The organism is Sphaerochaeta sp., from assembly GCA_022482495.1.
In the GTDB taxonomy this organism is placed as follows: Bacteria; Spirochaetota; Spirochaetia; order Sphaerochaetales; family Sphaerochaetaceae; genus RUG023.
Window position 1 is genome coordinate 40374 of sequence record JAKVPA010000001.1, and the last position, 24573, is coordinate 64946.

The following is a 24573-nucleotide window of genomic DNA, read 5'->3' on the forward strand; positions in this document are numbered from 1 at the left end:
TTTGTCCAATCCTTCGTATCATACAGACATCAACCAAACAAAAAGACGAAAGAGGTAAGTATATGTTCCTGCAGAATAAAGCCATGTTCGAAACGATCAAAGAAGAAGCCCACAACGAATGGAGGCGTCTTTGAGGACGCCCACGTATTGGACAAGATCACCCAGATGGAGGCGTCGACCAACGTCCCGCATTTCTGGGACGACCAGAACGCGGCGAACAAGACGTTCGCCCAGATCGCTGATCTGAAGGAATCCTACTATCCGTGGAAGGAACTGGTGGAGAAAGTCGACGAAACCGCCGAGTTGATCGACCTGTACGCAACCGAACCGGATGATCCCGCCGTACAGGGGGAAGTGGACAAGACGATCGTTGAGCTGAACGAGGAATTCGAAAAACTCAAACTGAAAACCCTTCTGTCCGAGAAGTTTGACAAAAACAACTGCTTCCTTTCCATTCATGCAGGAGCCGGTGGCACGGAGGCGTGCGACTGGGCTTCCATGCTGGAGAGGATGTATCTCCGCTACTGCGAACGCAATGGGTTCAAGGCGGAAGTGCTGGATGAACAGGAAGATGAGGAAGGAGGCGGAATCCGCAGCTGCACCATCAAGGTCAGCGGGGAATACGCGTTCGGATATCTGAAAGGGGAGGCTGGCGTCCATCGTCTGGTACGGATCTCTCCGTTCGATGCCGCAAAGCGTCGCCACACATCCTTCACGTCGGTGTATGCCTCTCCTGAGATCGATGACGACGTGACGATCGAACTGAAACCGGAAGATTACCGCTTGGATACCTATCGGGCTGGTGGCCATGGCGGACAAAACGTCAACAAGGTTTCCAGTGCGGTGCGCATCACCCACTTCGCCACCGGCATCGTCGTCCAATGCCAGAACGAACGAAGCCAGTTGATGAACAAGGCGATGGCGTTCAAGATGCTGCGTTCCCGTCTGTATGATTATTATGAGGCGAAGCGTCAGGAAGAGCACGCGAAGAACGCGATCGTGAAAAAAGACATCGCCTGGGGAAGCCAGATCCGTAGCTATGTTTTCCAGCCGTACCAGATGGTCAAAGACCATCGCACCGGCTTTGAGACGGGCAACATCCAGTCAGTGATGGATGGGGACATCGAACCGTTCATCGAAAGCTATCTGTCCTGGAGAAAGGACCAGGAGGCGGCGCCTTGAGGCGAAGGAGTTTGGTCGTCTGCGCGATTCTGTGCGCCTGTCAACTGCTCGGCGCAGTAGACTATCAGATCGCGCTGGTGAATCTTGGTGACCAAACAGCTTCGTTTTTCCCCGTATTTGCCTCCCTCGCCCAAACGGTGCTTACCGGCCAAAAAGGTCCGGAAGACCAAGACTATCGCAATCTTCTGGCCCGACAGTCGACAGAGCAAGTCCAATGGGAAGCGGTGAAAACCGCCTATGCTTCTGAAAACGTGTGGGAAGATGCGAACAAGCAACAGGATTCCACGCCACCAGCGCAGGAAAGCCGTCCCATCGTGGTTCAGGAAGTGGATGCGGATGAAGCGGCCAAAGCGATTTTCAGAGCAGGGGAGTACCGTTGGTTTTGTGACGCCTATGGGTATGACCGGATTCTTTTCGCATCCCAGCAAGCGATCGGAGACCATCTTCGGTTGGTCATCACATCGTACCGGCGCGCCACCGATACAACCTCCACCTTGTTCGACGGCCTTTCCTTCCAGGATGATTTCCAGGATGTGAAAGGAACGATCGCCTTGTCGATGGTCAAGGAAGTCCTCGGGTTTCCCGCCGGCGTGCTTGTGTTCAATGATCGGCCTGTCTCCTCGCTTTTCGTGTCCTTGGATGGAGGACCCCAGCACACCGCAGGCGAGTTGATGGTGGTTCCTCCCGGCTCCCACCAGATAACGATTTCCGCCTACGGCTATCAGGAGAAGAACGTGACGGTGCAGGTGGACGAAGGTGCGGTGGTGACGGTGGACGCGTCACTCACCCAGCTGGTCGTTCCTGCAATCTCCCTGGTGTCGTTGGACGGAAATGTCCAATGGTTCGTCAATGGGGAGCCAAGCGGCACCTCATCTTCTCTTTTACTTACCGACAGCCAGCTTCCGCTTCTGTTGGTCGCGCGCAAGGATGGATACCTGGCATCTGCCCGGCAGCTTTCCCATCCGGAACGCCTTCTCTCCTTTGAGCTCAAACCTTCCTGGTGGGGGGATGAGAAGCTTCTTTCCGGCCGGCAGAAGGCATTTTACCAAAGCTTTGTCGCGTTGGTCTGTTCGGTAGGCCTTACGTTGATGTATCCTACTTTGTATGGGGCGTATGGAAACGGTTCGGCGTTGCCGGAAGGGTTGCATGTCGCCTTGGAAGGGGCCAGTGCCATCGCGGGATTGATGCTTCTTCGTACCGCAATCGTGTATACTGGTGGAATACTTGCGTTTTGAGGGGTAAGGATGTTCAAGCAATTTGGAGCGAAACTCAAAGCGTTGTTCGGCATCAAGGTGCTGGATGACAGCTATTATGACAATTTGGAAGATCTCCTGATCGAAGGGGATCTCGGCCCGAAGATGGCGGCCATGGTCACCGACGCCGTCAGGAAGGAAGCCAAAAGCGAAAAGCCCAAGACACAGGAAGAACTGCAGCAGCTGGTCAAGAAGCTGCTGGAGACGAAGATCGATGCGTATCATCCGGTGGTCGACCCCGACAAACCAACGGTGTTCCTGATGCTGGGCGTCAACGGGGTGGGCAAGACGACCACCATCGCGAAACTCGCCCGGTTCTACGGCAATGCTGGATATGACGTGACGCTCTGCGCCGCCGACACGTTCCGCGCCGCCGCCATCGACCAGCTGGAGATCCATGCCGAGAGGCTTGGGATCCGGTGCATCAAACAGACCAACGGAACCGATCCCGGCGCGGTGGTGTTTGATGCCATATCCAGCGCCCAAAGCAGGGGAAAGGGGTTGGTGCTGGTGGATACGGCGGGACGAATGCACACCAAGGAGAATCTGGTGCGGGAGTTGGCCAAGATCGACAAGGTGGTCCGGGCCAAAGGCATTGATGATGACCACTACAAACGTTTTCTGGTCATCGACAGCACCACCGGCCAGAATGGGGTGAGCCAGGCGGAGTTGTTCAACCAGGCGGTCGTCATCAACGCTCTGGTGCTTTCCAAGTACGATTCCCTCGCAAAGGGGGGCGCGTTGGTGCAGATCGGAGACAAACTGCACATTCCCATCGCGTTCGTTGGTACCGGGGAAGGGTACGATGACATTCATCCCTTCGACAAAGAGGAGTTCCTCAACACGTTGGTGGGATTGGAGTAACCGATGCGTCTCCTCCCGCTGATGATCCTTCTGCTCCCCTCATTGGTGGTCGCCAATCCGATCCACCGTTCCAATGCGCTGGGGCAGGATCTTGGCGAGATTTCGGAAGGAGAAACGACGGAATGGTCCCTTTCGGACGGAACGCTGTACCACAATGGCGAGGCTGTCCAGGAAATATCCCATACGGATGGCGTGGTGACGATCAAGGATCTGGATGGCGATGGCCTTTGGAGACGGGAATACCAGGACAGCCGTCTGGTCCGCGAGGAACAGGATGGTGTGGTGTACGTCTATCGGTATGACGGGGAAGGGCGGCTCGCTTCCGTAGCCGCCACCAAAGGTGATGACCATTCCTTGACTCTTTTCGCCTACAATCGTGCCGATGGAACGCTTTCGGCTGTCATTCAGTCGGGGAAAGGGGTGTTTTTCCCCACTGCCAGCCAGGTTACCGTTACGGATGGGGCGGGTACGGAACAGTTCCAGCGATTTGGTAATGGATATGGCTTGCGTCTTTCCCGTACTACGGAAGGGGATGGGAATGACACGTTCTCCGTAACGGTTGATGAGGAAGGCAATACCGTCTACCAGCGCACGGACGGCGACGCCGTCACGTTGGAAACGTATGACCAACAAGGCGATTTGGTCCACCGGGTGATGATGGTGGGTGACGAGAAGCGTTCCGATGAAACGTATGTATATCAGGATGGGGACGTGGTGCGTTCCGTCGCGCAACAGGAAAATGGAACCATTACGATCAACGAATATGAAAATGGTACCCTCGTCTCGTCGGTGATCTGCCAGGACGGTGCCATTCAGAAAGAAATCCGGTATTCCCAGGGAATCCGCAGCGAAGAGACGGTGTACAGTGAGGGCAAACCGTATGCCGTGATAACCTATCGGCAGGATGGGAAAAGCGTGGGAGGCGTCCGGTATCTGTGAACACAGTACGGTGGATTGCACGACGCTATGGCTTCTCCCGAGAAAACCGCCACCGCGGAGAGAGCATTCGGATCATGCTCTCGTTGATGTTCTGCATTGCCGCGATGAGCGTGTCGCTTGCCTTCATGTCCCGGATCGCAACGGACCGGATGGACACGCTCCGTGCCTATACTTCCTATGATCTCTCCATCAACGCGCAAAGTCAGGAACAAGCGGAATCGTTTGCAAGAACAATCGGAAACAACGCGTTCGTCTATGCGGTGATGCCTGCCTTGTTTGAAGGTAATCCGGTAACTCTGCGGTTTCTCTCTCCGGAGAGTCCTGCGTTTTCCCGAATCTCGTTGCTCACGGGGAGTGCAGGAGTGTGCGTGCCGTACACGTTCGGTCTGCGGCCCAAGGATATGTTCACCATCACCACGCTGCAGCGGGGAAGACAAGCCCGGGTGGTGCCCAAGCAGGAAGCGATTCAGGTGGATGGGGTGTTCGTCACGTCCGACAGCCAGTTCAACCAACAGACCGTGGTGATGCCGCTCTCCGATGCATCACGGTACACACCTTCGTATCGTGTTGGGTTGTATGCCAACGGAACGGTGGAGGCGGAGAAACGGCGTATCGCCTCAATGCTTCCGGACGGTACGGAGATCATGACCTACAAGGAAAGCAACAGCGCGCTGTATGGGGCGCTCCATCTGGAGCAGACGGTGATCCGATTGCTGTTTTCCGTGCTTCTGGTCGCTGTGGTGCTTTCCGTCCGCCGGAGCACCCGGGATCTGATCGGATGCAAACGGAAGGAGATCGGGATGCTGAGGACGTTGGGACTCCGGGACAACCAGGTGATCTCCCTGTTTCTTTGGGAGGCGCTCTGGGTCAGTTTCCTGGGTATCGTATTGGGGTGGGCGTTGTCCCTGCTGTTGGTTTTTCTTGCTCCGTATCTGCTCCGAACGATAACCCTTGGCGTGTACCTGTTCGCTACGGACATGCGTTTGACGTTGCCTGTCGGTCCGATGGCGATCATTTCTCTTGGAGTGATGGCTGGAGTCTTGCTGTTTACGTTTGCGGGAACCAGGCGCATGCTCTCATTGCAAATCATGGAGATGGTGTCCGATGAAAGATTCTGAACTGCTGTTTGAGGCGCATGGGGTGTCCAAGTCGTTTCCCGAAGGGGATGGGGGATCGTTGTCCGTGCTTTCCGATGTGGATCTGGTGATTCACCGTGGGGAGAGCGTCGCCATTGTGGGGAACAGCGGATGCGGCAAATCCACGTTTCTTGAGGTGTGCGCGTCGCTGTTGCGCCCGGATGCCGGTACCATCCGTTTTGATGGCAATGACCTCGGAACGATGGATGACGCGGCCCTGAGCGCGCTTCGCAACCAACGGATGGGGTTCGTATTCCAGAACAGTCTGCTTCTTGGCGATTTCACCGCGTTGGAGAACGTGATGATCCCCTGTATGATCGGAGGGATGGACGGGAAGGATGCGAGGAAGAAGGCGGAGGAACTGCTTCGTCAGGTCGGGTTGTCGGATCGTTTCCACCATCGAAACGACACGCTCTCCGGTGGGGAACGGCAACGGGTCGCCGTCGCCCGTGCGTTGGCGCAGGATCCGATGATGGTGTTCGCCGACGAACCAACCGGTTCCCTTGATGAGACCAACGCACGCATGGTGGAGGACCTGTTGTTGTCTCTGGTGAAGGAACATGGGGCGTCGCTGGTTCTTGCCACGCACAACCTTGGTTTCGCCAAACGGTGCAACCGCGTGCTGCACCTTCATGACAGGAAGCTGTACGATGCGTGAAACGCTCTTTGGCATGTTGCAGAAGCCGATCCGAAAAGATCCCCACCTGCGGGATCATGCCATTCTGCTTGCCATCATCGCGCTCTTGTTGTCGTTCTGCTTGATCTTCGTGCATTCCATGGCCCAGGGCATCGCGGACACCTATGCGCTTCTGGGAAGCGGGCACCTTTCCGTCTCAGGATCCTACGAAGGACCGGACGCTTATCCGGTGCGATCGGGTAACGCGTTGCTTTACGGCTCGGATGTCACCGCTCCCGTGATGGTCAAAGGCGTTTCCGCTGAGTATTTCACCGCCAACCGTAAGACCGCTCTTCATGTTTCTGACCTGGATTTGAACGCATCCGGAAAACCGTGGGTGATCATCTCGGAACGCATCGCCCGCACGCTTTCCGTCTCCGTGGGGGATTCCGTGTTGCTGGTGCTCTCCCAGGATGATCAGTTCCGTCCGGTGCTTGGGGTGGTGTCGGCCATCTACGACAGCGGATATGCGGAACTGGATGATCTGCTGGTGTTTTGCCCCATCTCCGTGATGGAAGCGGCGGGGTATCCCCTTGCAACAGAGCTGTTGGTGACAGGGGATGTCTCCTCTGAAGAACAACGGCTCCGCAAACAGGGATACTTCGTCACGGCGTGGTACGAAGCCCGTTCCGACTTGGCGGAGAACCTGCAGACTAGCCAGAATGTCGTGACGGGGGTGTTCCTTGCCATCGCCATGCTGGCCGCCTTTTTCGTCAGTGAGTTCTCCGCTTCGATGGTGACCGACCGGAAGACGGAGATCGCCACGCTGAAGCTGTTGGGGATGCGTGATCGTTCCGTACGACGTCTGTTCCTTGTGGCGGTGTTCCGCCTTTCCTTGTGGTCGCTTGCCTTGGGGACGGTGCTGGGTGGGATGCTGGCGTACGTCCTGCAGCCAGTCTTCCGGTTGCTTGGCAAAAGCGGGATTCCCGCGCTTTCCTATTATCTTCTCGATTTTCCCATCCTTATTCCCTGGGGACGCATTGTGATCGTTCTTGTCGTCCTGCTGCTCCTCAGCATGGCGAGCGCATCGCTTGCCCTCAGACGGATACGGTCCATCCAGCCGGTATCGTTGGTCCAAGGATGGTAGGTTTTCTAGGAACGGTATTGTTGCTATACTTTGACCATGAATTTTGAAGTATTCGCCTTGGGAACCAGTGGCATGATGCCGCTTCCCAATAGATTCCTTACCAGCGCCATGGTGCGTCGTGATGGTGACCTTTTCTTGTTTGACTGCGGGGAAGGCACTCAGGTTTCCCTGAAGATGCTCAACCTTCATTGGAAGAAGATCGATACGATTTTCATCAGCCATATGCACGCTGATCATGTGACGGGGCTTCCCGGCATTTTGATGCTCTCCAGCCAGGTGGACCGTACCGAGCCGTTGACCATCTACGGACCGGCGAAACTGGCTGAGTTTGTCGATGCGTCCCGGAAGATCCTGGACATGTACATCAACTATGAGATCATCGTCAAGCCGGTGGAGGAGGGCGTGATCGTCGACAATCCGCTGTACACCGTCACGGCATTCGCATTGGATCATACCAAGCCTTGCTTCGGATACGTGTTCGAAGAAAAGCAACGACCTGGTGAGTTTCATCCGGAAAAAGCCGCAGAGCTGGGAATTCCCATGGGACCGATGTGGGGCAAACTCCAGAAAGGGGAGAGCGTCACCACAAACGACGGGAAGGTGATCACCCCTGAGATGGTGATGGGCTCTCCTCGGAGTGGGCGGAAGTTCAGTTATGTGACCGATACCTTGTATCTTCCCAAGATCGCTACGTTTGTCGAAAACAGTGATTTGCTTCTCTGCGAAGGGATGTTCACCGGGGACATGGAAGATGCCGCGAAAGAAAAGAAGCACATGACAGCCACCCAGGCAGGGATGATCGCCCGGGACGCTCATGTCAAAAAAATGGGGCTGATCCATTACAGCCCCCGGTATAGTGATTCCCAGTTGAAATATCTTGCTGACGACGCGAGGAAAATATTCCCCAAAACCGTCCTTACCCGCGACCGGATGTGTTTCCCGATCGCGTTGAAGGATTAGGAGGAGCCGCTGGCCACCTGCGCTTCATGCACCAGGATTTCCGTATCCAACACTCTGCCGTTTCGTGAGGCGAATCCTTTCGTCCAGGTGGCGGAAGGATTTTCCTGGGTGATCTCCTGTTCGATCGGTTTGATCAACTCTTCCGTTTCCGCTTGGTTGTAGAACGGGAAGATGAACGCCTCCGTGCCGTCTCCGAGATCAAACGGGAACGAAGCTTTGTCCAGCAGGACGGACAGTTTGCTGACTACCTGGTTGTGGCTCTCCTCAGGGGCTTTGACCAGCATCAACGTCAAATCGTAATCCAGATCCTGGGCACTCTTCAATTCGTTTTCCAGAATGGTGTCAAACGTAGCGTCGATCGTTTCGGTCTCTGGCACTCCCACGGGAGTGGCGATGGAGGATTGGGAAACCTGTACCACAGGGGAAACAGCCTCCGTCTGCACAGGTGATGCGGCGACAACAGGGGGAACGACAGGCATCTGCTGGGCTGGATTGGCTTTTCCGGCTCCCGGCTGGTCATCTTTCGGTTCTCGGTACAATGCTTTGTCATAGGCGTTTGGGGGAAGTTTGTCCACTTCATCCGCATAGTCTTCATCCCGGCGGCTGGCTACCATCGTACCGATCTGGATCATTACCAGTCCGATCACCAACGGGAACACCTTGACGGCGACATTGTAGATCTGCTCGCGGCTGATCTGATACTTGGGGATCAAATACATGCCGAACAAGGTTGCCACCGCACCAAGAATGATGATGGTAAGCACCAGACTTCCCACAATCTGTCTGCCGTAGTGTTTGGATTCCGCCATACTCGCCCCCGTATGTACATCGTTTTTATTTGTTATTACAGTGATATTATATAAGTATGGTTTCCGTATGACAAGAAAGAACCTTGCGATATTCATCATAACCTTCGTTGTTTCGTTGGTCTTGCTGTACGTTTGCGTCGGTGAACGTGGAATTTTCTATATGCGGGCCATGCAGAAGCGTGCAAACGAGCTGTCCTACCGGAAAGCGGAACTGCAGGCACAGGTGGATGCGTTGGAAGAACAAAGCAGGCAGCTTTCCCAAGGGGAAGGGCTGAAGGACGCGGCTTACCGGCTGGGATATCGTACGGAAGGCGAACAGGTATATGTTTTCAAAGGGGAGGAGCATGCGGCCAAATCCACCACAGCGGAACCAGATGTACCGGAGGAAATCACCTATTTCCATCTTCCGCTGTGGGCTTTGTCGCTGATGGCTCTGTTCATTTCCTGTTGCATTGTGCTACTGTATGCAAAACATACACAGGCAGGAGATCGTAAGCAAAATGGCTGATGAAGGAGATGTATTGTATCGTCAGAATCCCGACACCTTGGATATCGTGGTGGAACGACTGAAGCGGGATGAGGTGATGGTGCTTCCATGTGACACGATTTATGGACTTTGCGCCAAAGTGGGGCCGGCGAAAGAAAAGCTGTACGCATTGAAATACCGTGATGAACGAAAACCGTTCCTTCTGCTGGCGACATTGGATCAGGCAAAAGAAATCTGTGATGTTCCCAAGGACATCGAGGCGTGCTGGCCTTGTCCGCTCACGGCGATCATGCACAACAAGAATGGGGAAGGAACGACGGCGATCCGTGTACCCTCTGATCCTTTTCTGCAAAAGGTTCTGGAAAAACTGGGAAGCCCGATCTATTCCACCTCGGTCAATCTTTCCGGCTACGCATCGATGACTTCCATCACCGACATCATCTTCACCTTCAAAGACAAAGTGCCGACGTTTGTCGTCGGTGATGAAAAACAAGGCACCGTGCCTTCCACATTGATCGACTGCACCGTACATCCCTACCGGATCATCCGGCAAGGATCGTACAATGCAAGCGCGTTGACTATCTGATCTTCCTGGCTTCCATATAGAATCGTTTCTCCGCAGCGTCTCCCATGGAGAATGTTTTCCTTGGGAGGGCTTTGTCTTTGATGATGGTGGCGAAGAAGGTCTGCTTGGATACGTCAGGGAGCAGAATGCCGGCGTTGCCGGGAAGTTTTCCTTTTGCTTCCACCACATCCGTTCCATGGACATAATCCACTTCGGCTTTGCCCTGGCGGGTCAATCCGTCGATGACGTTCTGGATCGTCCCGGCGGCGATGGACGCCGAAGGTTCGGTCAGCGTGATTACCTTCCAGCCATCCTGATCAAGATACCCGAACTTCTGGGCACCTGGCTGGTTGATCGCTTTGATCGTCTCCTGCAGATTCTCCGATTTTCTGACTTCCATCTGCCGCGCGTTTTCCGCGATGGCTCCGAACACATCGCCCCATGTGGTGTGGAACAGCAGACGATGGATCGGTTCAAACACCAGACCGGGGTCATGGATGTTCTCCAGCTCAACCAACGCGAACCGAGCAGGATGATCAGCCTGTTCGGCGGAAGGCAGGGTCTTCTTCAAATCTTCCCAGCAGCTCTTCGCCGTGGCCAGACTGTGGTTTCCGTCCCCCATGGCGTACAGCAACGGATTCGCCGGATCCAGGGCGTCGTACAGCCCTTCCAGCGCGGAAGCAATGGCGGTAAGTTCTTTTTTCTGGTCGATCTTCCATGCGGTGACATGTCCTCCGTGTTCCATCAGATCGGTGTCGTACACCAGGGGAAGACGGGAGTTTGCCTCAGCCAGCGGTTCGATGACGGTACGTTTGGGGTCATCCAGCAGCACCATGATGTGTGGGACTTCCAACAAGGCGTTCTTGCGGATCTCCTTGCGGGGGGGGATACGGGAGAGAATGGTACCCTCGGTGGCCCGTACCAGGCTTTTGGACTCCGGACTGTAATCGTAGCATTCCAGATCCAACGCGACCAACAGGCCCCATCTGCCTCTCCCTGCCTCTGTTTTCCGATGAACCAGGAAGAAGCTGTCTGGATAGGTGTCGAAAATGTTCTGTTCCAGATATTGGCGCATCGTTTGGTTGATCTCCTCGATGCGCTGTTGTTTGTCCGCTTCGTTCAGATATACTTCCGGGTAAATCAAGCGAAGCGTCGAAGGGTCGTTTCCGACGTGTTGTTCGACCCGTTTCCAATACTCCGGTTCCGAAGTGTATTGGTCACAGGCGACCACCGCCCATTTCTTCAAGTCAATGCCGTGATGGGGGACAAGAATGTCCGCCGTACGAATGCCGAGTTTTGCCAAACGCTGGGTGATTTCCTGCATGTACCGCTCCTTTCTCCATTCTATGGCCTTTTTGCCTTGAGGGCAACGGTAACCGTTCTTGCCTGAGGGCGCCGGTGATGATAGGATGGGAGCATGCTTCGGACACAACGGCTCCTTGCCTTTGTCGGCAGGATCCAGAACTACTGTCTCTTGTTGCTCTGCTTCTTCCTGCTGGCATACCTGGCCTGCGGTTTTTTTGCCGTCCCCGAAGATTTGATCCGTTTGCTGGTCATCTGCGCGGATGTGGTCTGTTGGACGATCTATTTCCTTTCTGTCTGGATTTTCTCGCTGTCCTTGGTGGTCTGGGGGACGACCCGGGTATTCCCCACACGGTTTTTTATACTGATGCTGGTCCGTACGGCGGTTGCGTTCGGCCTGACGTTGCTCAGAGATTTGATCGAGCACGTGGTACAGGAAGGTATCCTTATTTCATGGTAGGAGGGATCATGGGTATCACTGCGGTGCGTGGAGCCATCTGCGTCAAGGAAGACGCCATCGTTTCCATTGAAGAAGCTGTGGCTAAACTATGGAAAGCGATCATCACGGAAAATCATTTGGAAGAAACGGATATTGCGTTCGTACTGTTCACCCAGACGGGGGATCTGAAAAGCAGGAATCCGGCCGGCGCGTTGCGAAAGGGTGGGTGGTGCAAAGAATTGCCGTTGTTCTGCATGCAGGAACCGGAAATTACGGGAATGATGCCGCGTGTCATCCGGTTGCTGGTGGTGCTGAAGGAAGAGACCCGCTGTCTGGTGCCGGTCTATCTGGATGGGGCGGAGCGCCTCAGGCCGGATCTACGTCAGAACGGCGTAGCGTCCGAAACAAACGTCAGGTGATAGCCTCGTTCTTTTGCAAATGAGATGATCTTTCTGTCAGGGAGACCGTATTCTATCACGTACACGTCCAAGCCGTGCTTCTTGCTCAGCGCGAGGAATTCCGAAAGATACGCTTGATCGGTTTCACTTCTTCTGGCGAACATCCGGGTGGTGAAGAGTCCTTCCTGATTGACGCCGTTGACAAATCCTGATCCCTGTTCGGAAAGCGCCCGGGTGAGAAAGACATCACCGTTGTTGATGATGATTGGTTTGCCCAGGGTTTTCAGCGTGTCGAGCATCTGCACAAACGCCTGATACACGCCTTCATATCTTCGGAACGTGTATTCGTCACATCCGTCGATGAACAGTACGTCCACACCTTTCGCGACAAGACGTTTCGCACGTTCAAGACAGTATTCCTGCCAGCTGGGATCAGAGACCTGCAACCACATCACCTGACGGTCAGGGTCATAGCCGAGCGGAGTGCCTGGATACGATTCGCCGTTCTCATGGACCGATGCGATGTCCAGATAGCCATAGACGAACGTGGAACGCTTCTGGATTTCAGCAATGTCTTCTGCCGTCAGAAGCGTGGGGTCGACCACCACCAGGCTCTTTCCCTGAGCGAGGGTGATGATGTCATGGGAGTTTGATCTGGAGACGACTGCGTACCCGGAATCCGTCGTCATGCATCCTGAGAACAGAAGCGCGCAAAGCACCACAACTGATACGTACCGCATTGGGCATCCTTTGATTCAGAATGCAAAACATTGTCGTGTTTGTCTATGGGAGATAATCAAAAAGAGAGAAATCTGGAGGGGTGAAGAGGAACTAACCGAAATATTGGTCACACTTTTAGTCACACTTTCATGTTTTTGAAAATATTATTTACTTGTATTATAAGGAATTACCAAGTAAAAACGAGAGCCGACGGTCGGAATTGAACCAACAACCACCTGATTACAAGTCAGGAGCTCTACCATTGAGCCACGTCGGCTTGAGGCGTTCTGAATTCGCCTTGCTAGGGTAATGCAAAACAATGATGAATTTCAAGGGGTGTCACGATGAATCGCTTTCTCTGTGAATGCGCTTGACGAAATATGGTGAAATGGGGTACTTTCTAAGACGTCTTGAAAATCTGGAGAGGTTCCCGAGTGGTCAAAGGGGACAGACTGTAAATCTGCTGCTTATAGCTTCGAAGGTCCGAATCCTTCCCTCTCCATCCGAGCCTCTTCGTGGAAGAGGCTTTTTTTATGGGGTGCTTTTACCAACGGGGCGTACGTTTCACCTGTACGGGATGCAGGTATTGTTGTGCGGGGGAGCCGGGGTTTGTGTTTCTGACCGTTGAGGATGTCGATCGGCTTGCCGGTCGCTTTCATCTTTCTCGTGAGGTGTTCCTCCAACGGTACTGCAGGACCACACAATCCAGCGGTTTTTTCTATTCTCTTTTGGAAAAATCGGATAATGCATGTATATTTCTTACAGAGAAGGGATGCGGCGTCTATGAAGACCGGCCACTCCAATGCAGAACCTATCCGTTCTGGATTCGGATCATGGAGAATAAAGAGAGCTGGGATGACGAGGCGCGCCGGTGTCCGGGGATGGGACATGGGGAACTGCATCCCAAAGAGGAAATCGAGGCGTGCCTCACTGCCTTGCAGCACGCCGTGCCGATGATCAAAGGGGAGGAGTAAGGAAAAGGTGCCGAAGTATTCACCAGCGTTTCTCCAGTCCATCAAGGACAAACTGCTTGTCAGTGATGTGATGGGCAGGTACTCCAAACTTGTGCGCAGGGGAAACGATTATTGGTGCAATTGCCCGATCCACGGGGAAAAGACCCCTTCGCTGGTCATCCATGACGACAAGGGAACCTGGCACTGTTTCGGATGTGGGAAAGGCGGAAACATCTTCACCATCGTCCAGGAGATGGAAAAATGCTCGTTCATCCAGGCGGTGGAGATGCTCGCCCAGCAGGCTGGTCTGCAGCTTGAGGAGATGAGCCCGGAGGAGCGGGAACGCAGTGATATGCGCGAAGCTCTGTTCGAACTGTACGACCGCATCAGCAAGACGTACCACTATTTTCTCACTACGGATCCCGGTGGGGAGAAGGCGAGGGCGTATCTCCGTGAGCGGGACGTGAAACGGGAGATGTGGGAGAAATTCAATCTGGGATACGCTCCGGCGTCCTGGGATCTGTACGGATTCCTGCACAAGAAGTCGTACAGTGACGAACTGCTCAAGGCATCCGGTCTGTTTTCCCGAGATCGCTTCCCCCATGGGATCTTTTGGGATCGTCTGATGTTCCCGGTACGTACCTGGCAGGGGCGTACCGTTGCCTTCAGTGGTCGTGATTTGACCGGGGAGAGCAAGTCAAAGTACATCAACACGCCGGAGACGCCGATCTACAGCAAGAAGCACAATCTGTTTGGCATCTACGAATCGTTGGACTCGTTGAAAAAGCCTGATGCCTCGGCGATCATCTGCGAGGGGAATTTCGACGTGGTTGCGTTCCACCAGGCCGGTCTCGCCCCAGCGATGGCGCCCCTCGGAACGGCATTCACCGAAGAGCAGGCAAAACTGCTCAAACGGTACGTACGCAAAGTGACGCTTCTGTTCGACAGTGACAAAGCGGGGCAGAACGCAACCATCAAGGCACTGGCATTGGCACAGGCCCAGGAGCTGGAAAACAACGTCGCCGTCCTCACTTCCGGCAAGGATGCCTCGGAAGTGGTGCAGAATCATGGGGAAGAAGCGTTGCAGAACGAAGTAAACGATACGGAAAGAGGGTTTTCCTATCTTGTACAGAATGCGGTAACTCATTATGATATAACTTCGTCTGATGGTAAATATGCCATTTTCCAGGAAGTGAAACCGTACCTTGACGCCACAACATCAAGTATTGTGCGGAATGATTTGATCAAACAACTTGCGGAGGTGCTTGAAGTTTCACAGACAGCTATCCTTGAGGATTTTTACAAAGGCAGACGTACCGAGGTCCAGCGCCCCGTCGTCAGGCAAGAGCAACAACCAATCAAACCTCTTGACCCCTATCGCCTGAACATCGACCTGAGGACCATGCTGTATGTGGTGAATAATCGTTCATTGTTTAAGGAAGTGAGGTCCAGTCTCCAGTTCGAAGACCTCGAGGACAGGGAAGCCAAAGCGCTGTACCAGCTCCTTGAGGATGCGACACGAGAAGGGACGTTGGAGCAAAGCGACGAGTATTTTCTGCAGAAAATCCAGGACGCTCAGCTTTCCAGTGATGTCGCCGCATCATTCTCATTGGATGAATACCGGCGCAACGCAGCGAATGTGCTGAATGAAGCGATCATACGGATTACCATACGGAACCTGCAGAAGCAACTGGAAGATTACCGGCATTTGCTGGAACTGGGCGGAGCTTCGGATGATCAGGATGAGGTCATCGCGTCATATATGATGATCAATGACCGCATCAACGCGTTACAGCAGAAATTGCTGCAGCCGGAAGGAAGAGGGTTGAATCAGGATGCTTGAAGATAATGTACTGGACACCATCGTCAAAGAGATGGTGAAGAAATTCGCAGAACGGCATAACGTTACGAAAGATGACATCATTACTGCGTTCGGAGGAAAGGACAAGGCGTCTGACGAAGACGTCGAGGAAGTGATCCAGTCCTTGGCCAACGACGCGGGCATCATCGTTTCGGAAGAAGGTCCCGCCATAGCGGAAGATGATGCGTTCTCCGTGGAGGAAGGACCGACGCCGGAAGATTTGACCAACGAAGAGGAACTGGAACAGGAAGAGCCGGAAGACGATGCCCTTCTTGAGGACGATGTCCCTGTGGAAGATGACACGCTGGTGGAAGACCATGATGATTTCACGCCGACGGTTGTCCTGAAAAAAGATTCGGCAACGTCAAAAAAGCATGCGGCGACGGACGAGGACGAAGCGGAAGAAGAGGATGAGGAAGAGGAATCAGATGACGAAGACGTGGAGGATCCCTCCCTGCAGGGCGGTTGGTCCCAGTTGGGTGACGAGGATTCCGTCGGTTCGGGAGAACACTTCGTCGATATCTCCTCGCTGGATGAACATGATGCCGATATTGACCGCAGAGGTCATTCATCGGCGATCCTTGGAACGGATCATGGGGAATCCAGTGGTGATGATCCCATCCGTCTGTATCTCCGTGAGATCGGTCGTGAGAACCTGTTGACGGCCGACCAGGAAGTGGAACTTTCCAAAAAGATGGAGATGGGTGCGGAGATCATCAAGGAAGTGATCAGCCAGAGCGGCATCATGATCACCCGGTTCTACGACATCATCAAAACGCTGAACACCAAGTTCGAAGAGGATGGGGACGAGTTCAGTCCGCAGGAATACAAAGAGCAGATCACCAACCAGAAACGATATGCACAGTATTATCGTGAGCAGTTGAAGGATCTGCAGGCTCCATTGAAGGCGTATGTCACCAAGAAAGAACAGATGATCTCCAGCGGGGAGGATGTGCTGCGTGATGATGGAATGATCAAACAGCGCAAAAAGCTGTTGGAAAAACTCTCCAAAGTAAAACTGGAACAGGAAGAGATCACGCTGTTCACCGATGATTTCATCAAGGCGGAACAGGACATCAATACGTACACGGAAAAGATCCAGAAGATCGAGAACCGTCTGCAGGTGTCCAGTCCCAAGGAACTCAGGCAGCTTGGCCGGGATCTGAACACCAGCACCAAATGCGGGGAGATCGAACAGACGTTGCAGCTGTCCAGCTACGAGATCAAGGATCTGATCAAAGACCTGCAGATCACCGAGAAGGACGTGCGGAACATCGAATACACCTTCGAGGAGCCGTGTGAGGAGATTCTCAAGCACGCGGTGAAGATCAAGGAAGGGCAGAAGATGATGAAGAACGCCAAGGATCGCCTGATCAAGGCGAACCTCAGGCTGGTCGTCTCCATCGCCAAGAAGTACACCAACCGTGGACTTCATTTCTTCGATCTTGTCCAGGAAGGAAACATCGGCCTGATCAAGGCGGTGGAGAAGTTCGAATACCGCAAGGGCTACAAGTTCAGCACGTACGCCACCTGGTGGATCCGCCAGGCGATCACCCGTTCCATCTCCGACCAGGCCCGTACGATTCGTGTGCCGGTCCATATGATCGAGCAGATCAACAAGGTGGTCAGGGAATCCCGTATGTTGATGCAGACGCTGGGACGGGAGCCGACCGATGCGGAGATCGCCGACAAGCTTGGCTGGACGGAAGAAAAGGTCAAGACGGTGAAGAACGTCGCGCGGGAACCGATCAGTCTGGAGACGCCGGTCGGAGAGGAAGAAGATTCCTTGCTTTCCGATTTCATTGAGGATAAGGAAGTTGAGGATCCGGCAAAACAGACCGCCTATGCGATCCTGAAGGAAGAGCTCAACCAGGTGATGGCCACCCTTCCCGAGCGTGAGCAGGAAGTTTTGCGGATGCGCTTTGGTCTGGATGACGGATACTCATTGACATTGGAAGAAGTAGGGTTGTATTTTGAAGTGACTCGTGAACGGATCAGACAGATCGAGGCTAAAGCCTTGCGTCGGCTTCGCCATCCGAAACGAAGCAGAATACTGAAGGATTTCATTTGATCAGCAGGAGAAAATGATGGAAGAGAAGAAAGTGTTTGAGAAACTCACCAAGTTGCAGGACTGCCTGATGCAGAAATTCACGTTGGAGGAAGAGATTGAAAAGCTTCCGAAAGACTTGAAGATCAAGCAGGATCTCTTGGCGAAGATCACCAAAGAATATACCGATGAGACCGACAAGGACAAAGCGGCGAAAGACGAGCTGAAGAGCCTCCGGTACGATTATGACATGACGGTCAGTGCCCGGGAAGCCAGCGAAAAGAAAATGGAATCCATCAGCACCCAACGTGAGTTCGAGGCGATGGAGAAGGAAATCAACGACGCTGGCGCCAAGGAGCAGGATCTGCTCAAGCAGGTGCATGCCAAGGAACAGCAGGTGCAGGAACTTGATGCCCAGCTTGCCGAAAAAGAATCCCTTCTGAAACTGCAGCAAACCGAAGTGGAATCGGAATCCAACAAGATTGACAGTCTGACCAAGGAAAAGCAGCAGCAACTGGCTTCGGTGGAAGCTCAATGCAAGGCGTTCATTGATGAGGACATCAACATTGACCTGTACAACAAATTCGCCAACATTGTGAAGAACAAGCATGGCAAAGGCATTGTACCGATCCATGGATTGGTCTGCCAGGGATGCCACATCATGTTGCCGATCCAGTTCGTCAATGATGTGCGTCTCGCCAAGAAGATTGAGTTCTGTCCGTATTGCTCCCGCATTCTGTACTATGAAGAAGTGGAAGGTGGAGAAGAGCAGTTCAAGAAACCGGTGAAGGATGATGAGGAGTCTGCCCCTGAGGAAGAAGAGGGTGGCGCCGAACTTTCCGATTTCACCAGCGACGACGAATTCAACGATATTGTGTGATGTTTTCCGGTAGGACAGATGATCGCAGGATGCAATACTCCTGAGGAAAGTCCGGGCTCCATAGGACATGACGCCGGTTAACGGCCGGCAGCGGTAACGCTCGAGATAGCGCAACAGAAAGCAAACCGCCCGCAAGGGTAAGGGTGAAATGGTGGGGTAAGAGCCCACCGCGTGTCTGGTAACAGGCATGGCATGGCAAGCCTCGTCAGGAGCAAGACCAAATATGCAGTCTGGGCTGTCCGTCTATAGGCTGCGGGTAGGTCGCTTGAGGTGTTGGGTAACCAACATCCTGGATAGATGATCATTGATACAGAACCCGGCTTATTGCCTACCGGAATTTTTTTTGAAGGAACGAGGGACGAAGATGATGGGGAGACGATCGCTTGTGCTGTTGCTCGCTCTCCTCATTGTTCTCCCTCTTGCAGCTTCCCCATCATGGGAGCGCTTCTCTGCCGAAGAGACCATCACCGTGGCCAAGGGGCAGAAGCGGATCAACGCAGAGCGCCTGTGGTGGGAAAGCACTGCGTATGAGAAGCTGGGAAAAACAGAACAGGCATATCTTGCCTTGCATCTGTATCTTGCCATGACACCCTCGAAAGACCCACGGCACAATGAAGCTTCGCTCAAATTGGCAGCATTGGCATTCCAGACCAAACGGTACGCGATGACACTCTCTTTGCTTGACCAAGCGACAGAAGTGGATGAAACACTCGCCCGGTACGGCTACCAAGCGGCATTGGCCTTGGGGCGGACGGAAAAAGCGCAACAGTTGTTTTCAACCTATCTCAAAGGGACCGTCTCTCCGGTGGAATACCTCTCCATGCTGCATGGAGGAAACGCACCGGTTTCGGATGTTCTCTCCCAGATGGACGGTTGGAACGCTAATGACGTCCTCAAGGTGTTGTTGTTCTACCAAAATGATGAACTGGCCGAATCGGATGCCGCCTTGTTGTTGGAAAAAGGACAATCCATTGAAGGGACCGCCAAAGACCAAACGACGGTGTACCAATTGCTGCAACGCTTCGCCAACCAGGCGGGGCAACGTGTACTTGCCCGCAAGTACCAGACACTTTCCGGAGGAAATGGGAAATGAATATCTTGGATCAATTGCGTCATGACTTGCTTACCGTGGAGAATCCCGCCCGTTACTGCGGTGGTGAATTCCATTATGGAAGAAAAGATCCTTCGACCTGCACGGTACATGCCGCCATCTGTTTCCCCGATCTGTATGAGATCGGCATGAGCAACCACGCCGTGCGCATCCTGTATGACCTGGCCAATCGGACGGAAGGCGTGTATTGTGACCGGGTCTTCGCCGTTGCGAAAGACTTCGAGGATCTGCTCAGGAACAAGAAACTTCCATTGTATACGCTGGACGAGGGTCGTCCTCTGAAGGATTTGGATTTCCTGGGGATTTCCATCGGGTACGAACTGTGCATGACCAACATCCTGCAGGTTTTGGACTTGGGAGGTATTCCCCTCCATACGGAAGACCGTAACGACGGCGATCCCATCGTCATTGCGGGCGGACCGGCGTCAACCAATCCATTGCCATTCTCACGCTTTGTGGATTTCACCTTCATCGGGGAAGCGGAGAACGGCTTGGCCGATGTCCTTTCCGTCATCAGGGAAGGGAAGGAGAAAGGGAAGCATCGGGAGGAGATCATCCAGGAGCTGAAGGAGATGGATTTCCTCTGGTATCCTGGGAAGTGTCTGGCACGGCGGAGTTTCGACCAGAGCTTTGCTGATGGCGATGACCATACATTCCACTATTTTGTCGTCCCAAACTTCAAAGTCGCCCAGGACAACGGTATTGTGGAGATCATGCGTGGCTGTCCCAATGGATGCCGTTTCTGTCATGCCGGCCAGTATTACAAGCCGTATCGTCAAAAGAGCCAGAAAGCCATCATGAAGCAGACAGACCAGATCGTCCATGATCTTGGGTTCCGGGAGATCACGCTGAGTTCCCTGTCCAGCGGGGATTATCCTCACATCAAGGAGTTGATCAAAAACCTCAACACCACCTACAAACGTGATCATATTTCTTTTTCTCTCCCCAGCCTGAAAGTCAGCACGTTCAACCTGGATGTGTTGGAACAGCTTTCCGAAGTGCGGAAGAGCGGTTTGACCTTCGCCATTGAAACGCCATTGAAGGAATGGCAGCAATCCGTCAACAAGATCGTCGATCCCCAGCAGATCATCGAGATCATCCGGGAAGCGCAGCATCGGGGATGGAGGTTGGCGAAATTCTACTTCATGGTAGGGCTTCCGTTTGTCGAACGAGAGGTGGAGAACCAGGCGATCGTCGACTATCTTGGCCAGATCTACGACGCCACCCACATCAATATGAACATCAATGTCGGGACGTTCATCCCCAAGCCGCATACTCCGTACCAATGGGCGAAACAACTCACCCAGGAGGAATCCTACACCCAATTGTCCGCGTTGAAGCGGGCGATCAACGATCGGGTGAGGGGATGCAAGGTAAGTTACCATGAGCCGTATACCGGATATCTGGAAGGAATGGTAAGCCGTGGTGATGAACGATTCGCCACCGTCATCGAAAAGGCCTACCAGAACGGATGCAGGCTGGATGCCTGGGATGAGCACCTGAACAAGGAAGGGTGGGACAAAGCAGTTGCAGAAGCGGGGTATGATCCTTCGGAATTCCTGTATCGGGAACATGACATCAACGAACCGCTTCCCTGGGATTCCATATCCCTGAGAGTGGGAAAAACCTACCTGAAGAATGAATGGAACCGGGCAAAGGAACGCCTGCTCACCACACGGTGCCTACCGGAATGTGATCACCCCTGTGGAGTATGCACCAACGCCTTCAAGGTAGTGGATGAACAGGAAGAAGAGATTCCTTTGGTGCAACCGAACAACACGCCGGATGACCCGATGGTACAGGTGGTGATCCAATACCGAAGGGAAGGAAGATCCCTGTTGATCAGCCACATCAACGCCATGCGCAACTGGGAGATGAGTTTCCAACGTTCCGGACTTCGGATGGATTTCTCCCAGGGCTTCAACCCCAAACCGAGGATGGAATTCGTCAATCCGCTCTCCTTGGGAGTAATCGGGGAAGGGGAGGTGGTCTTGTGTGATCTGTTGCTTCCGCCAGGTATTACCGAAAAAGACGTACAAGAACGCTTGCAGGCTTCGTTGACGGAAGGGTATACCATTACGGGCGTCCTGTTCCTTCCCCATGATCCCACAGGAAAGAAACAGACGTTGGCTCCGTACATGAAGGGCTCGTTGTATCGGATCGATACACGGGGAAACAAAGAGTATGACCAGATCCTGGGAACCAGAAAGGAAGTTACCAAAACCGGTGAACACCAGTATGAGATCCAGACGGCAGGGGAGACCAACCTGGTCAAATCCTTGTTCGGTCCGGATGCTGACAAATTCAAAATCGCCAGTGATATCCAGATGACGCGTGTCAGGATATACGCCGGTGATTTGGAACATGACTATCTTTCATTCTTCCGGGAGAAGTTCAAGCTTTAGTACGTGGTTGGCTCTTGATGGTGTTTGCCTTTTGTCTCAACTGATTTGACTTTGTCCCACAGATCGTTTTCCTCATTGACGTGTTCTTTGTCCAGAGGAATATTGTCTTTGGCTGCAAGCTTGACCACCTCGTTGAATCGACGTTCGAACTTGTCATTGGCACGGTGCAGGGCAGTGGAGGCGTCAACCCCCAAGTGCCGTGCAAGATTTACAACGGCAAACAGCAAATCACCGACTTCCAATTCCACTTCATCCTGGACACGATCCAATGCGGTGTCCGCTTCGATGACCTCATCCAGTTCTTCACACACTTTATCGATGATGCCTTGTTTTTCCGACCAATCGAATCCTACTTTGACGGCTTGTTTTGAGATTTCCTTGCAACGTTCCAGCGGAGGCATGGAGTCGGGGACACGGGAGAAAAAGTTGTCGGGATTCGGTTTCTTGCCTTCCACTTCAATCTTGATCTTGTTCCAGTTCTCCAAGACTTCCGTGGTGTCTTTCACCTTGACGGAACCGAACACATGGGGATGTCTGCGGTACAGTTTCTCACTGATGTCGTTGACCGATTTCACGATGTCGAAATCGGGCTTTTCAGCGTGCATCTCCATCAGGAGAACCACGTTGAACAACACGTCACCCAGTTCTTCAGATTGTTCCTTCAGGTCGTTTTTGTACAGAGCGTCCTGATATTCATATACCTCGTCATGCATGTTGCTTGCGATGGTTTTGACGGTTTGTTTCCGGTCCCACGGACAGCCTTCAGGGCTACGGAGCATTCTGGCCATATCATACAATTGCATCAACGCCTCAGAGAGGGTTGCTTTCGGTTCATACACATAGTTGATCATACCACGAGTATACCAACTTTCCCCGCACCTGTTCCACAGAAAGGGAAATGCTCATTGCTAGTTTACAGAATATATATTATATACATTAATAATATTATGTTGATTGATTCAGTTTGATATATCCAAGGTATTTCAGCGAACTCCAAAAGATATTGTTGAACGATGTCCCCGATGAGTCATAATCGGGGGAAATGCAAAAGGCTGCATATATATAAATTATGGGATCACTTGATACTGCCGAAAAATCGTCAGTAAAGGATGTAACATTATGAAACGTAAGATTATTATCTTTATAACGGTACAAGTTAGCACCAACAGAAAGCTGAGAAGTATAAGAAGAAGAATCGAATGAAAGCGAAAAAAAACCTGATGACTTATCATAAGTGAGCTTTGCATCGGTTAATTCTGCAAAGAGACCAGAATTTGATGCCAACATATATTGTTGAGCTCTGAAATCTTGTCCATCTGCGCCTCTAAAAGCATATAACGTTCGTTGTTTTCCGTTTAATGTAAAAGAAACCACCTCATTTGAGGTGATAGGTCTTCCTTGTGTGATCGTTGGAATATACTTATTTGCAAACGCTGATTCTACCGTCGATCCAGAAGAGAAACTATTAATTTCATCGGCACTTATTCGCCAATCGTATAAAAAAACATCACTGCAGGACCAACGCCTGCATAGTCTTCATAGTTAGAAGTGGTTACAACAAGTGAAGAAATTGAAACTTCTGTATTCGTTGTTTTTCCTGTATTAAACGTATAATCATCTGAATCCAAATACAAAATCGTTGGTATTCCACAACTGGTTAAGGCAACAAAAACAAAAAAGGCGGCAATGAACAGAACTGCCTTGCTGCATGTCTGTTTCACGCCGCCCTTCCCTTCCCCTGGTTGGGGATAATCCTCACAACGTCACCACGATGGTTTTTCGCCAGCTTGGCGTACTCACTGTTGTGGAATTGGTCGATCAACTGCTGGAACGTCGCTTTCGCAAGCGTCACGTCCCCTTTCTTCTGTTCCAGACGTCCCTGGTTGAACAATGCTTTCGGTGCTTCCGCAGCAGTGGTCTGATATTCATCCCACACTTTGGTGTAGTACTCAAGCGCCGTAGCGTCGTCTCCACTGTCCTCAGCCGCTACTGCCGCATTGGTCAGGGAAAGCGAACCAAGATACGTTTGTTTGGAAGCTTCGTAAATAGCGTAGAACCCGGTCTTCGCCGTCTCATAATCCTTGTCGTCATACGCCATGGTGGCAAGCAGATACTGCGCTTTCAGCGCCGGATAGGTTTTACCCTTGGACATGGACTCCAACTGGCTCTTCAGATCAGAATACTTGGTCTTGTAGTCATCCGTAGTCTTGTCCAGTGCCATGACCTGGGAATACGTTGATTCCAATTGGTCGATCTTGTCAAACGCCTTCTCAAGATTGTTGGAACGAACCGTATCTACAATGATCAACGTGATCACTGCGACGAGAATCGCAACGCCAACGGCGATCAAGACATACTTATACGTATCAAGGAATGAATTGACTTTCCCCTCGACGACTTCAGTCTTGGTGATGTCAACGTCTCCTTTCTTGCTTTTGTCACTCATGCTTAAACTCCGATCGGCGAGTGCCGAACAGATTCAGGCGGCATATCCGCCTG

25 protein-coding genes, 2 tRNA genes, 1 other RNA gene and 1 pseudogene are annotated in these 24573 nt (G+C 52.7%); 21 read left to right on the forward strand and 8 right to left on the reverse strand.

Going from position 1 to position 24573, the window contains the following annotated elements; all coding sequences use genetic code 11:
- Positions 1 to 62: 62 nt before the first annotated feature.
- The 8 genes from prfB (at position 63) to LKE28_00235 (ending at position 8097) form a co-directional block, all read left to right on the forward strand.
- A protein-coding gene (gene prfB / locus LKE28_00200) for a peptide chain release factor 2 (GenBank protein ID MCH3906703.1) occupies positions 63 to 1182 on the forward strand; the annotation gives its coding sequence in 2 pieces (ribosomal slippage) (positions 63 to 131 and positions 133 to 1182; 1119 coding nt in all).
- Entirely contained in the window at positions 1179 to 2417 is a 1239-nt protein-coding gene (locus LKE28_00205; protein ID MCH3906704.1) for a PEGA domain-containing protein, read from the forward strand. Before prfB ends, LKE28_00205 begins: the two co-directional genes overlap by 4 nt.
- Positions 2418 to 2426: 9 nt before the next feature.
- Positions 2427 to 3299 carry a signal recognition particle-docking protein FtsY gene (ftsY, locus tag LKE28_00210; protein ID MCH3906705.1) on the forward strand — a complete coding sequence of 291 codons (873 nt, stop codon included), beginning with the start codon at positions 2427 to 2429 and terminating at the stop codon, positions 3297 to 3299.
- Positions 3300 to 3302: 3 nt separating this feature from the next.
- Positions 3303 to 4238: a hypothetical protein gene (locus LKE28_00215; GenBank protein MCH3906706.1), complete on the forward strand. Its 936-nt coding sequence runs from the start codon at positions 3303 to 3305 to the stop codon at positions 4236 to 4238.
- Complete coding sequence (locus LKE28_00220; GenBank protein ID MCH3906707.1) at positions 4235 to 5356, forward strand: FtsX-like permease family protein; 1122 nt, start codon at positions 4235 to 4237, stop codon at positions 5354 to 5356. The genes LKE28_00215 and LKE28_00220 overlap by 4 nt, the downstream gene beginning before the upstream one ends.
- Positions 5343 to 6032, forward strand: a complete 690-nt coding sequence (locus LKE28_00225; protein ID MCH3906708.1) for an ABC transporter ATP-binding protein — start codon at positions 5343 to 5345, stop codon at positions 6030 to 6032. The genes LKE28_00220 and LKE28_00225 overlap by 14 nt, the downstream gene beginning before the upstream one ends.
- On the forward strand, positions 6025 to 7137 hold the full coding sequence (locus LKE28_00230; protein ID MCH3906709.1) for an FtsX-like permease family protein: 1113 nt from the start codon (positions 6025 to 6027) through the stop codon (positions 7135 to 7137). Before LKE28_00225 ends, LKE28_00230 begins: the two co-directional genes overlap by 8 nt.
- Positions 7138 to 7173: 36 nt before the next feature.
- A complete protein-coding gene (locus LKE28_00235; GenBank protein ID MCH3906710.1) occupies positions 7174 to 8097 on the forward strand; it encodes a ribonuclease Z in 924 nt (307 codons plus the stop codon).
- On the opposite strand, the gene LKE28_00240 is transcribed toward LKE28_00235, so the two are convergent.
- Positions 8094 to 8906 (reverse strand): hypothetical protein, encoded by an 813-nt coding sequence (locus LKE28_00240; GenBank protein ID MCH3906711.1) that lies wholly within the window; start codon positions 8904 to 8906, stop codon positions 8094 to 8096. The two genes, LKE28_00235 and LKE28_00240, sit on opposite strands and share 4 nt — an antisense overlap.
- Before the next feature lie 169 nt (positions 8907 to 9075).
- On the opposite strand from LKE28_00240, the gene LKE28_00245 reads away from it, so the two are divergent.
- On the forward strand, positions 9076 to 9414 hold the full coding sequence (locus LKE28_00245; protein ID MCH3906712.1) for a hypothetical protein: 339 nt from the start codon (positions 9076 to 9078) through the stop codon (positions 9412 to 9414).
- Positions 9407 to 9979, forward strand: coding sequence for an L-threonylcarbamoyladenylate synthase (locus LKE28_00250; GenBank protein MCH3906713.1), 573 nt, complete (start codon positions 9407 to 9409; stop codon positions 9977 to 9979). Before LKE28_00245 ends, LKE28_00250 begins: the two co-directional genes overlap by 8 nt.
- Here the strand turns inward: LKE28_00250 and LKE28_00255 are convergent.
- Positions 9972 to 11282, reverse strand: coding sequence for a DUF1015 domain-containing protein (locus LKE28_00255; protein ID MCH3906714.1), 1311 nt, complete (start codon positions 11280 to 11282; stop codon positions 9972 to 9974). The two genes, LKE28_00250 and LKE28_00255, sit on opposite strands and share 8 nt — an antisense overlap.
- A gap of 93 nt (positions 11283 to 11375) precedes the next feature.
- On the opposite strand from LKE28_00255, the gene LKE28_00260 reads away from it, so the two are divergent.
- Both LKE28_00260 and aroH read left to right on the forward strand, forming a co-directional pair.
- Positions 11376 to 11720, forward strand: a complete 345-nt coding sequence (locus tag LKE28_00260) for a hypothetical protein (protein MCH3906715.1) — start codon at positions 11376 to 11378, stop codon at positions 11718 to 11720.
- Positions 11714 to 12118, forward strand: a complete 405-nt coding sequence (aroH, locus tag LKE28_00265) for a chorismate mutase (protein ID MCH3906716.1) — start codon at positions 11714 to 11716, stop codon at positions 12116 to 12118. The genes LKE28_00260 and aroH overlap by 7 nt, the downstream gene beginning before the upstream one ends.
- Here the strand turns inward: aroH and LKE28_00270 are convergent.
- Positions 12082 to 12837 carry an endo alpha-1,4 polygalactosaminidase gene (locus LKE28_00270; GenBank protein ID MCH3906717.1) on the reverse strand — a complete coding sequence of 252 codons (756 nt, stop codon included), beginning with the start codon at positions 12835 to 12837 and terminating at the stop codon, positions 12082 to 12084. The genes aroH and LKE28_00270 overlap by 37 nt on opposite strands.
- Positions 12838 to 13022: 185 nt before the next feature.
- Positions 13023 to 13094, reverse strand: a tRNA-Thr gene (locus tag LKE28_00275).
- A gap of 143 nt (positions 13095 to 13237) precedes the next feature.
- Between LKE28_00275 and LKE28_00280 the strand changes: the two genes are divergently transcribed.
- From LKE28_00280 to LKE28_00320, 9 genes and pseudogenes are all read left to right on the forward strand, one after another.
- A tRNA-Tyr gene (locus LKE28_00280) sits at positions 13238 to 13319 on the forward strand.
- 31 nt (positions 13320 to 13350) lie between these two features.
- Positions 13351 to 13635, forward strand: a pseudogene (locus LKE28_00285) (YkgJ family cysteine cluster protein).
- A gap of 15 nt (positions 13636 to 13650) precedes the next feature.
- Entirely contained in the window at positions 13651 to 13791 is a 141-nt protein-coding gene (locus LKE28_00290; GenBank protein MCH3906718.1) for a hypothetical protein, read from the forward strand.
- A gap of 7 nt (positions 13792 to 13798) precedes the next feature.
- Positions 13799 to 15613 carry a DNA primase gene (gene dnaG / locus LKE28_00295; GenBank protein ID MCH3906719.1) on the forward strand — a complete coding sequence of 605 codons (1815 nt, stop codon included), beginning with the start codon at positions 13799 to 13801 and terminating at the stop codon, positions 15611 to 15613.
- Positions 15606 to 17702, forward strand: coding sequence for an RNA polymerase sigma factor RpoD (rpoD, locus tag LKE28_00300; GenBank protein MCH3906720.1), 2097 nt, complete (start codon positions 15606 to 15608; stop codon positions 17700 to 17702). The genes dnaG and rpoD overlap by 8 nt, the downstream gene beginning before the upstream one ends.
- A 16-nt stretch (positions 17703 to 17718) precedes the next feature.
- Complete coding sequence (locus LKE28_00305; GenBank protein ID MCH3906721.1) at positions 17719 to 18558, forward strand: C4-type zinc ribbon domain-containing protein; 840 nt, start codon at positions 17719 to 17721, stop codon at positions 18556 to 18558.
- Positions 18559 to 18564: 6 nt separating this feature from the next.
- Positions 18565 to 18897, forward strand: an RNA gene (rnpB, locus tag LKE28_00310) — RNase P RNA component class A.
- A 25-nt stretch (positions 18898 to 18922) separates the two neighbouring features.
- Positions 18923 to 19651 (forward strand): hypothetical protein, encoded by a 729-nt coding sequence (locus tag LKE28_00315; protein MCH3906722.1) that lies wholly within the window; start codon positions 18923 to 18925, stop codon positions 19649 to 19651.
- Complete coding sequence (locus LKE28_00320) at positions 19648 to 22074, forward strand: TIGR03936 family radical SAM-associated protein (protein ID MCH3906723.1); 2427 nt, start codon at positions 19648 to 19650, stop codon at positions 22072 to 22074. Before LKE28_00315 ends, LKE28_00320 begins: the two co-directional genes overlap by 4 nt.
- Here LKE28_00320 and mazG read toward each other — a convergent pair.
- The 4 genes from mazG to LKE28_00340 all read right to left on the reverse strand — a co-directional run bounded on the left by mazG (position 22071) and on the right by LKE28_00340 (position 24520).
- Positions 22071 to 22925, reverse strand: a complete 855-nt coding sequence (gene mazG, locus LKE28_00325; protein ID MCH3906724.1) for a nucleoside triphosphate pyrophosphohydrolase — start codon at positions 22923 to 22925, stop codon at positions 22071 to 22073. The two genes, LKE28_00320 and mazG, sit on opposite strands and share 4 nt — an antisense overlap.
- Positions 22926 to 23019: 94 nt before the next feature.
- The gene (locus LKE28_00330) at positions 23020 to 23448 is read right to left on the reverse strand and encodes a hypothetical protein (protein MCH3906725.1); all 429 of its coding nucleotides are present in this window, start codon (positions 23446 to 23448) and stop codon (positions 23020 to 23022) included.
- 107 nt (positions 23449 to 23555) lie between these two features.
- Positions 23556 to 23795: a hypothetical protein gene (locus LKE28_00335; protein MCH3906726.1), complete on the reverse strand. Its 240-nt coding sequence runs from the start codon at positions 23793 to 23795 to the stop codon at positions 23556 to 23558.
- The gene (locus LKE28_00340; protein MCH3906727.1) at positions 23792 to 24520 is read right to left on the reverse strand and encodes a tetratricopeptide repeat protein; all 729 of its coding nucleotides are present in this window, start codon (positions 24518 to 24520) and stop codon (positions 23792 to 23794) included. Before LKE28_00340 ends, LKE28_00335 begins: the two co-directional genes overlap by 4 nt.
- Between the last annotated feature and the right edge of the window lie 53 nt (positions 24521 to 24573).

Bases quoted from the DNA above. Each gene is read 5' to 3' on its own strand.
- ftsY (MCH3906705.1), top strand. From the start codon at position 2,427: ATGTTCAAGCAATTTGGAGCGAAACTCAAAGCGTTGTTCGGCATCAAG.
- LKE28_00215 (MCH3906706.1), top strand. From the start codon at position 3,303: ATGCGTCTCCTCCCGCTGATGATCCTTCTGCTCCCCTCATTGGTGGTC.
- LKE28_00225 (MCH3906708.1), top strand. From the start codon at position 5,343: ATGAAAGATTCTGAACTGCTGTTTGAGGCGCATGGGGTGTCCAAGTCG.
- LKE28_00230 (MCH3906709.1), top strand. From the start codon at position 6,025: ATGCGTGAAACGCTCTTTGGCATGTTGCAGAAGCCGATCCGAAAAGAT.
- LKE28_00235 (MCH3906710.1), top strand. From the start codon at position 7,174: ATGAATTTTGAAGTATTCGCCTTGGGAACCAGTGGCATGATGCCGCTT.
- LKE28_00240 (MCH3906711.1), bottom strand. From the start codon at position 8,906: ATGGCGGAATCCAAACACTACGGCAGACAGATTGTGGGAAGTCTGGTG.
- LKE28_00245 (MCH3906712.1), top strand. From the start codon at position 9,076: ATGCAGAAGCGTGCAAACGAGCTGTCCTACCGGAAAGCGGAACTGCAG.
- LKE28_00250 (MCH3906713.1), top strand. From the start codon at position 9,407: ATGGCTGATGAAGGAGATGTATTGTATCGTCAGAATCCCGACACCTTG.
- LKE28_00255 (MCH3906714.1), bottom strand. From the start codon at position 11,282: ATGCAGGAAATCACCCAGCGTTTGGCAAAACTCGGCATTCGTACGGCG.
- LKE28_00260 (MCH3906715.1), top strand. From the start codon at position 11,376: ATGCTTCGGACACAACGGCTCCTTGCCTTTGTCGGCAGGATCCAGAAC.
- aroH (MCH3906716.1), top strand. From the start codon at position 11,714: ATGGTAGGAGGGATCATGGGTATCACTGCGGTGCGTGGAGCCATCTGC.
- LKE28_00270 (MCH3906717.1), bottom strand. From the start codon at position 12,837: ATGCGGTACGTATCAGTTGTGGTGCTTTGCGCGCTTCTGTTCTCAGGA.
- LKE28_00290 (MCH3906718.1), top strand. From the start codon at position 13,651: ATGGAGAATAAAGAGAGCTGGGATGACGAGGCGCGCCGGTGTCCGGGG.
- rpoD (MCH3906720.1), top strand. From the start codon at position 15,606: ATGCTTGAAGATAATGTACTGGACACCATCGTCAAAGAGATGGTGAAG.
- LKE28_00305 (MCH3906721.1), top strand. From the start codon at position 17,719: ATGGAAGAGAAGAAAGTGTTTGAGAAACTCACCAAGTTGCAGGACTGC.
- LKE28_00315 (MCH3906722.1), top strand. From the start codon at position 18,923: ATGATGGGGAGACGATCGCTTGTGCTGTTGCTCGCTCTCCTCATTGTT.
- LKE28_00320 (MCH3906723.1), top strand. From the start codon at position 19,648: ATGAATATCTTGGATCAATTGCGTCATGACTTGCTTACCGTGGAGAAT.
- mazG (MCH3906724.1), bottom strand. From the start codon at position 22,925: ATGATCAACTATGTGTATGAACCGAAAGCAACCCTCTCTGAGGCGTTG.
- LKE28_00340 (MCH3906727.1), bottom strand. From the start codon at position 24,520: ATGAGTGACAAAAGCAAGAAAGGAGACGTTGACATCACCAAGACTGAA.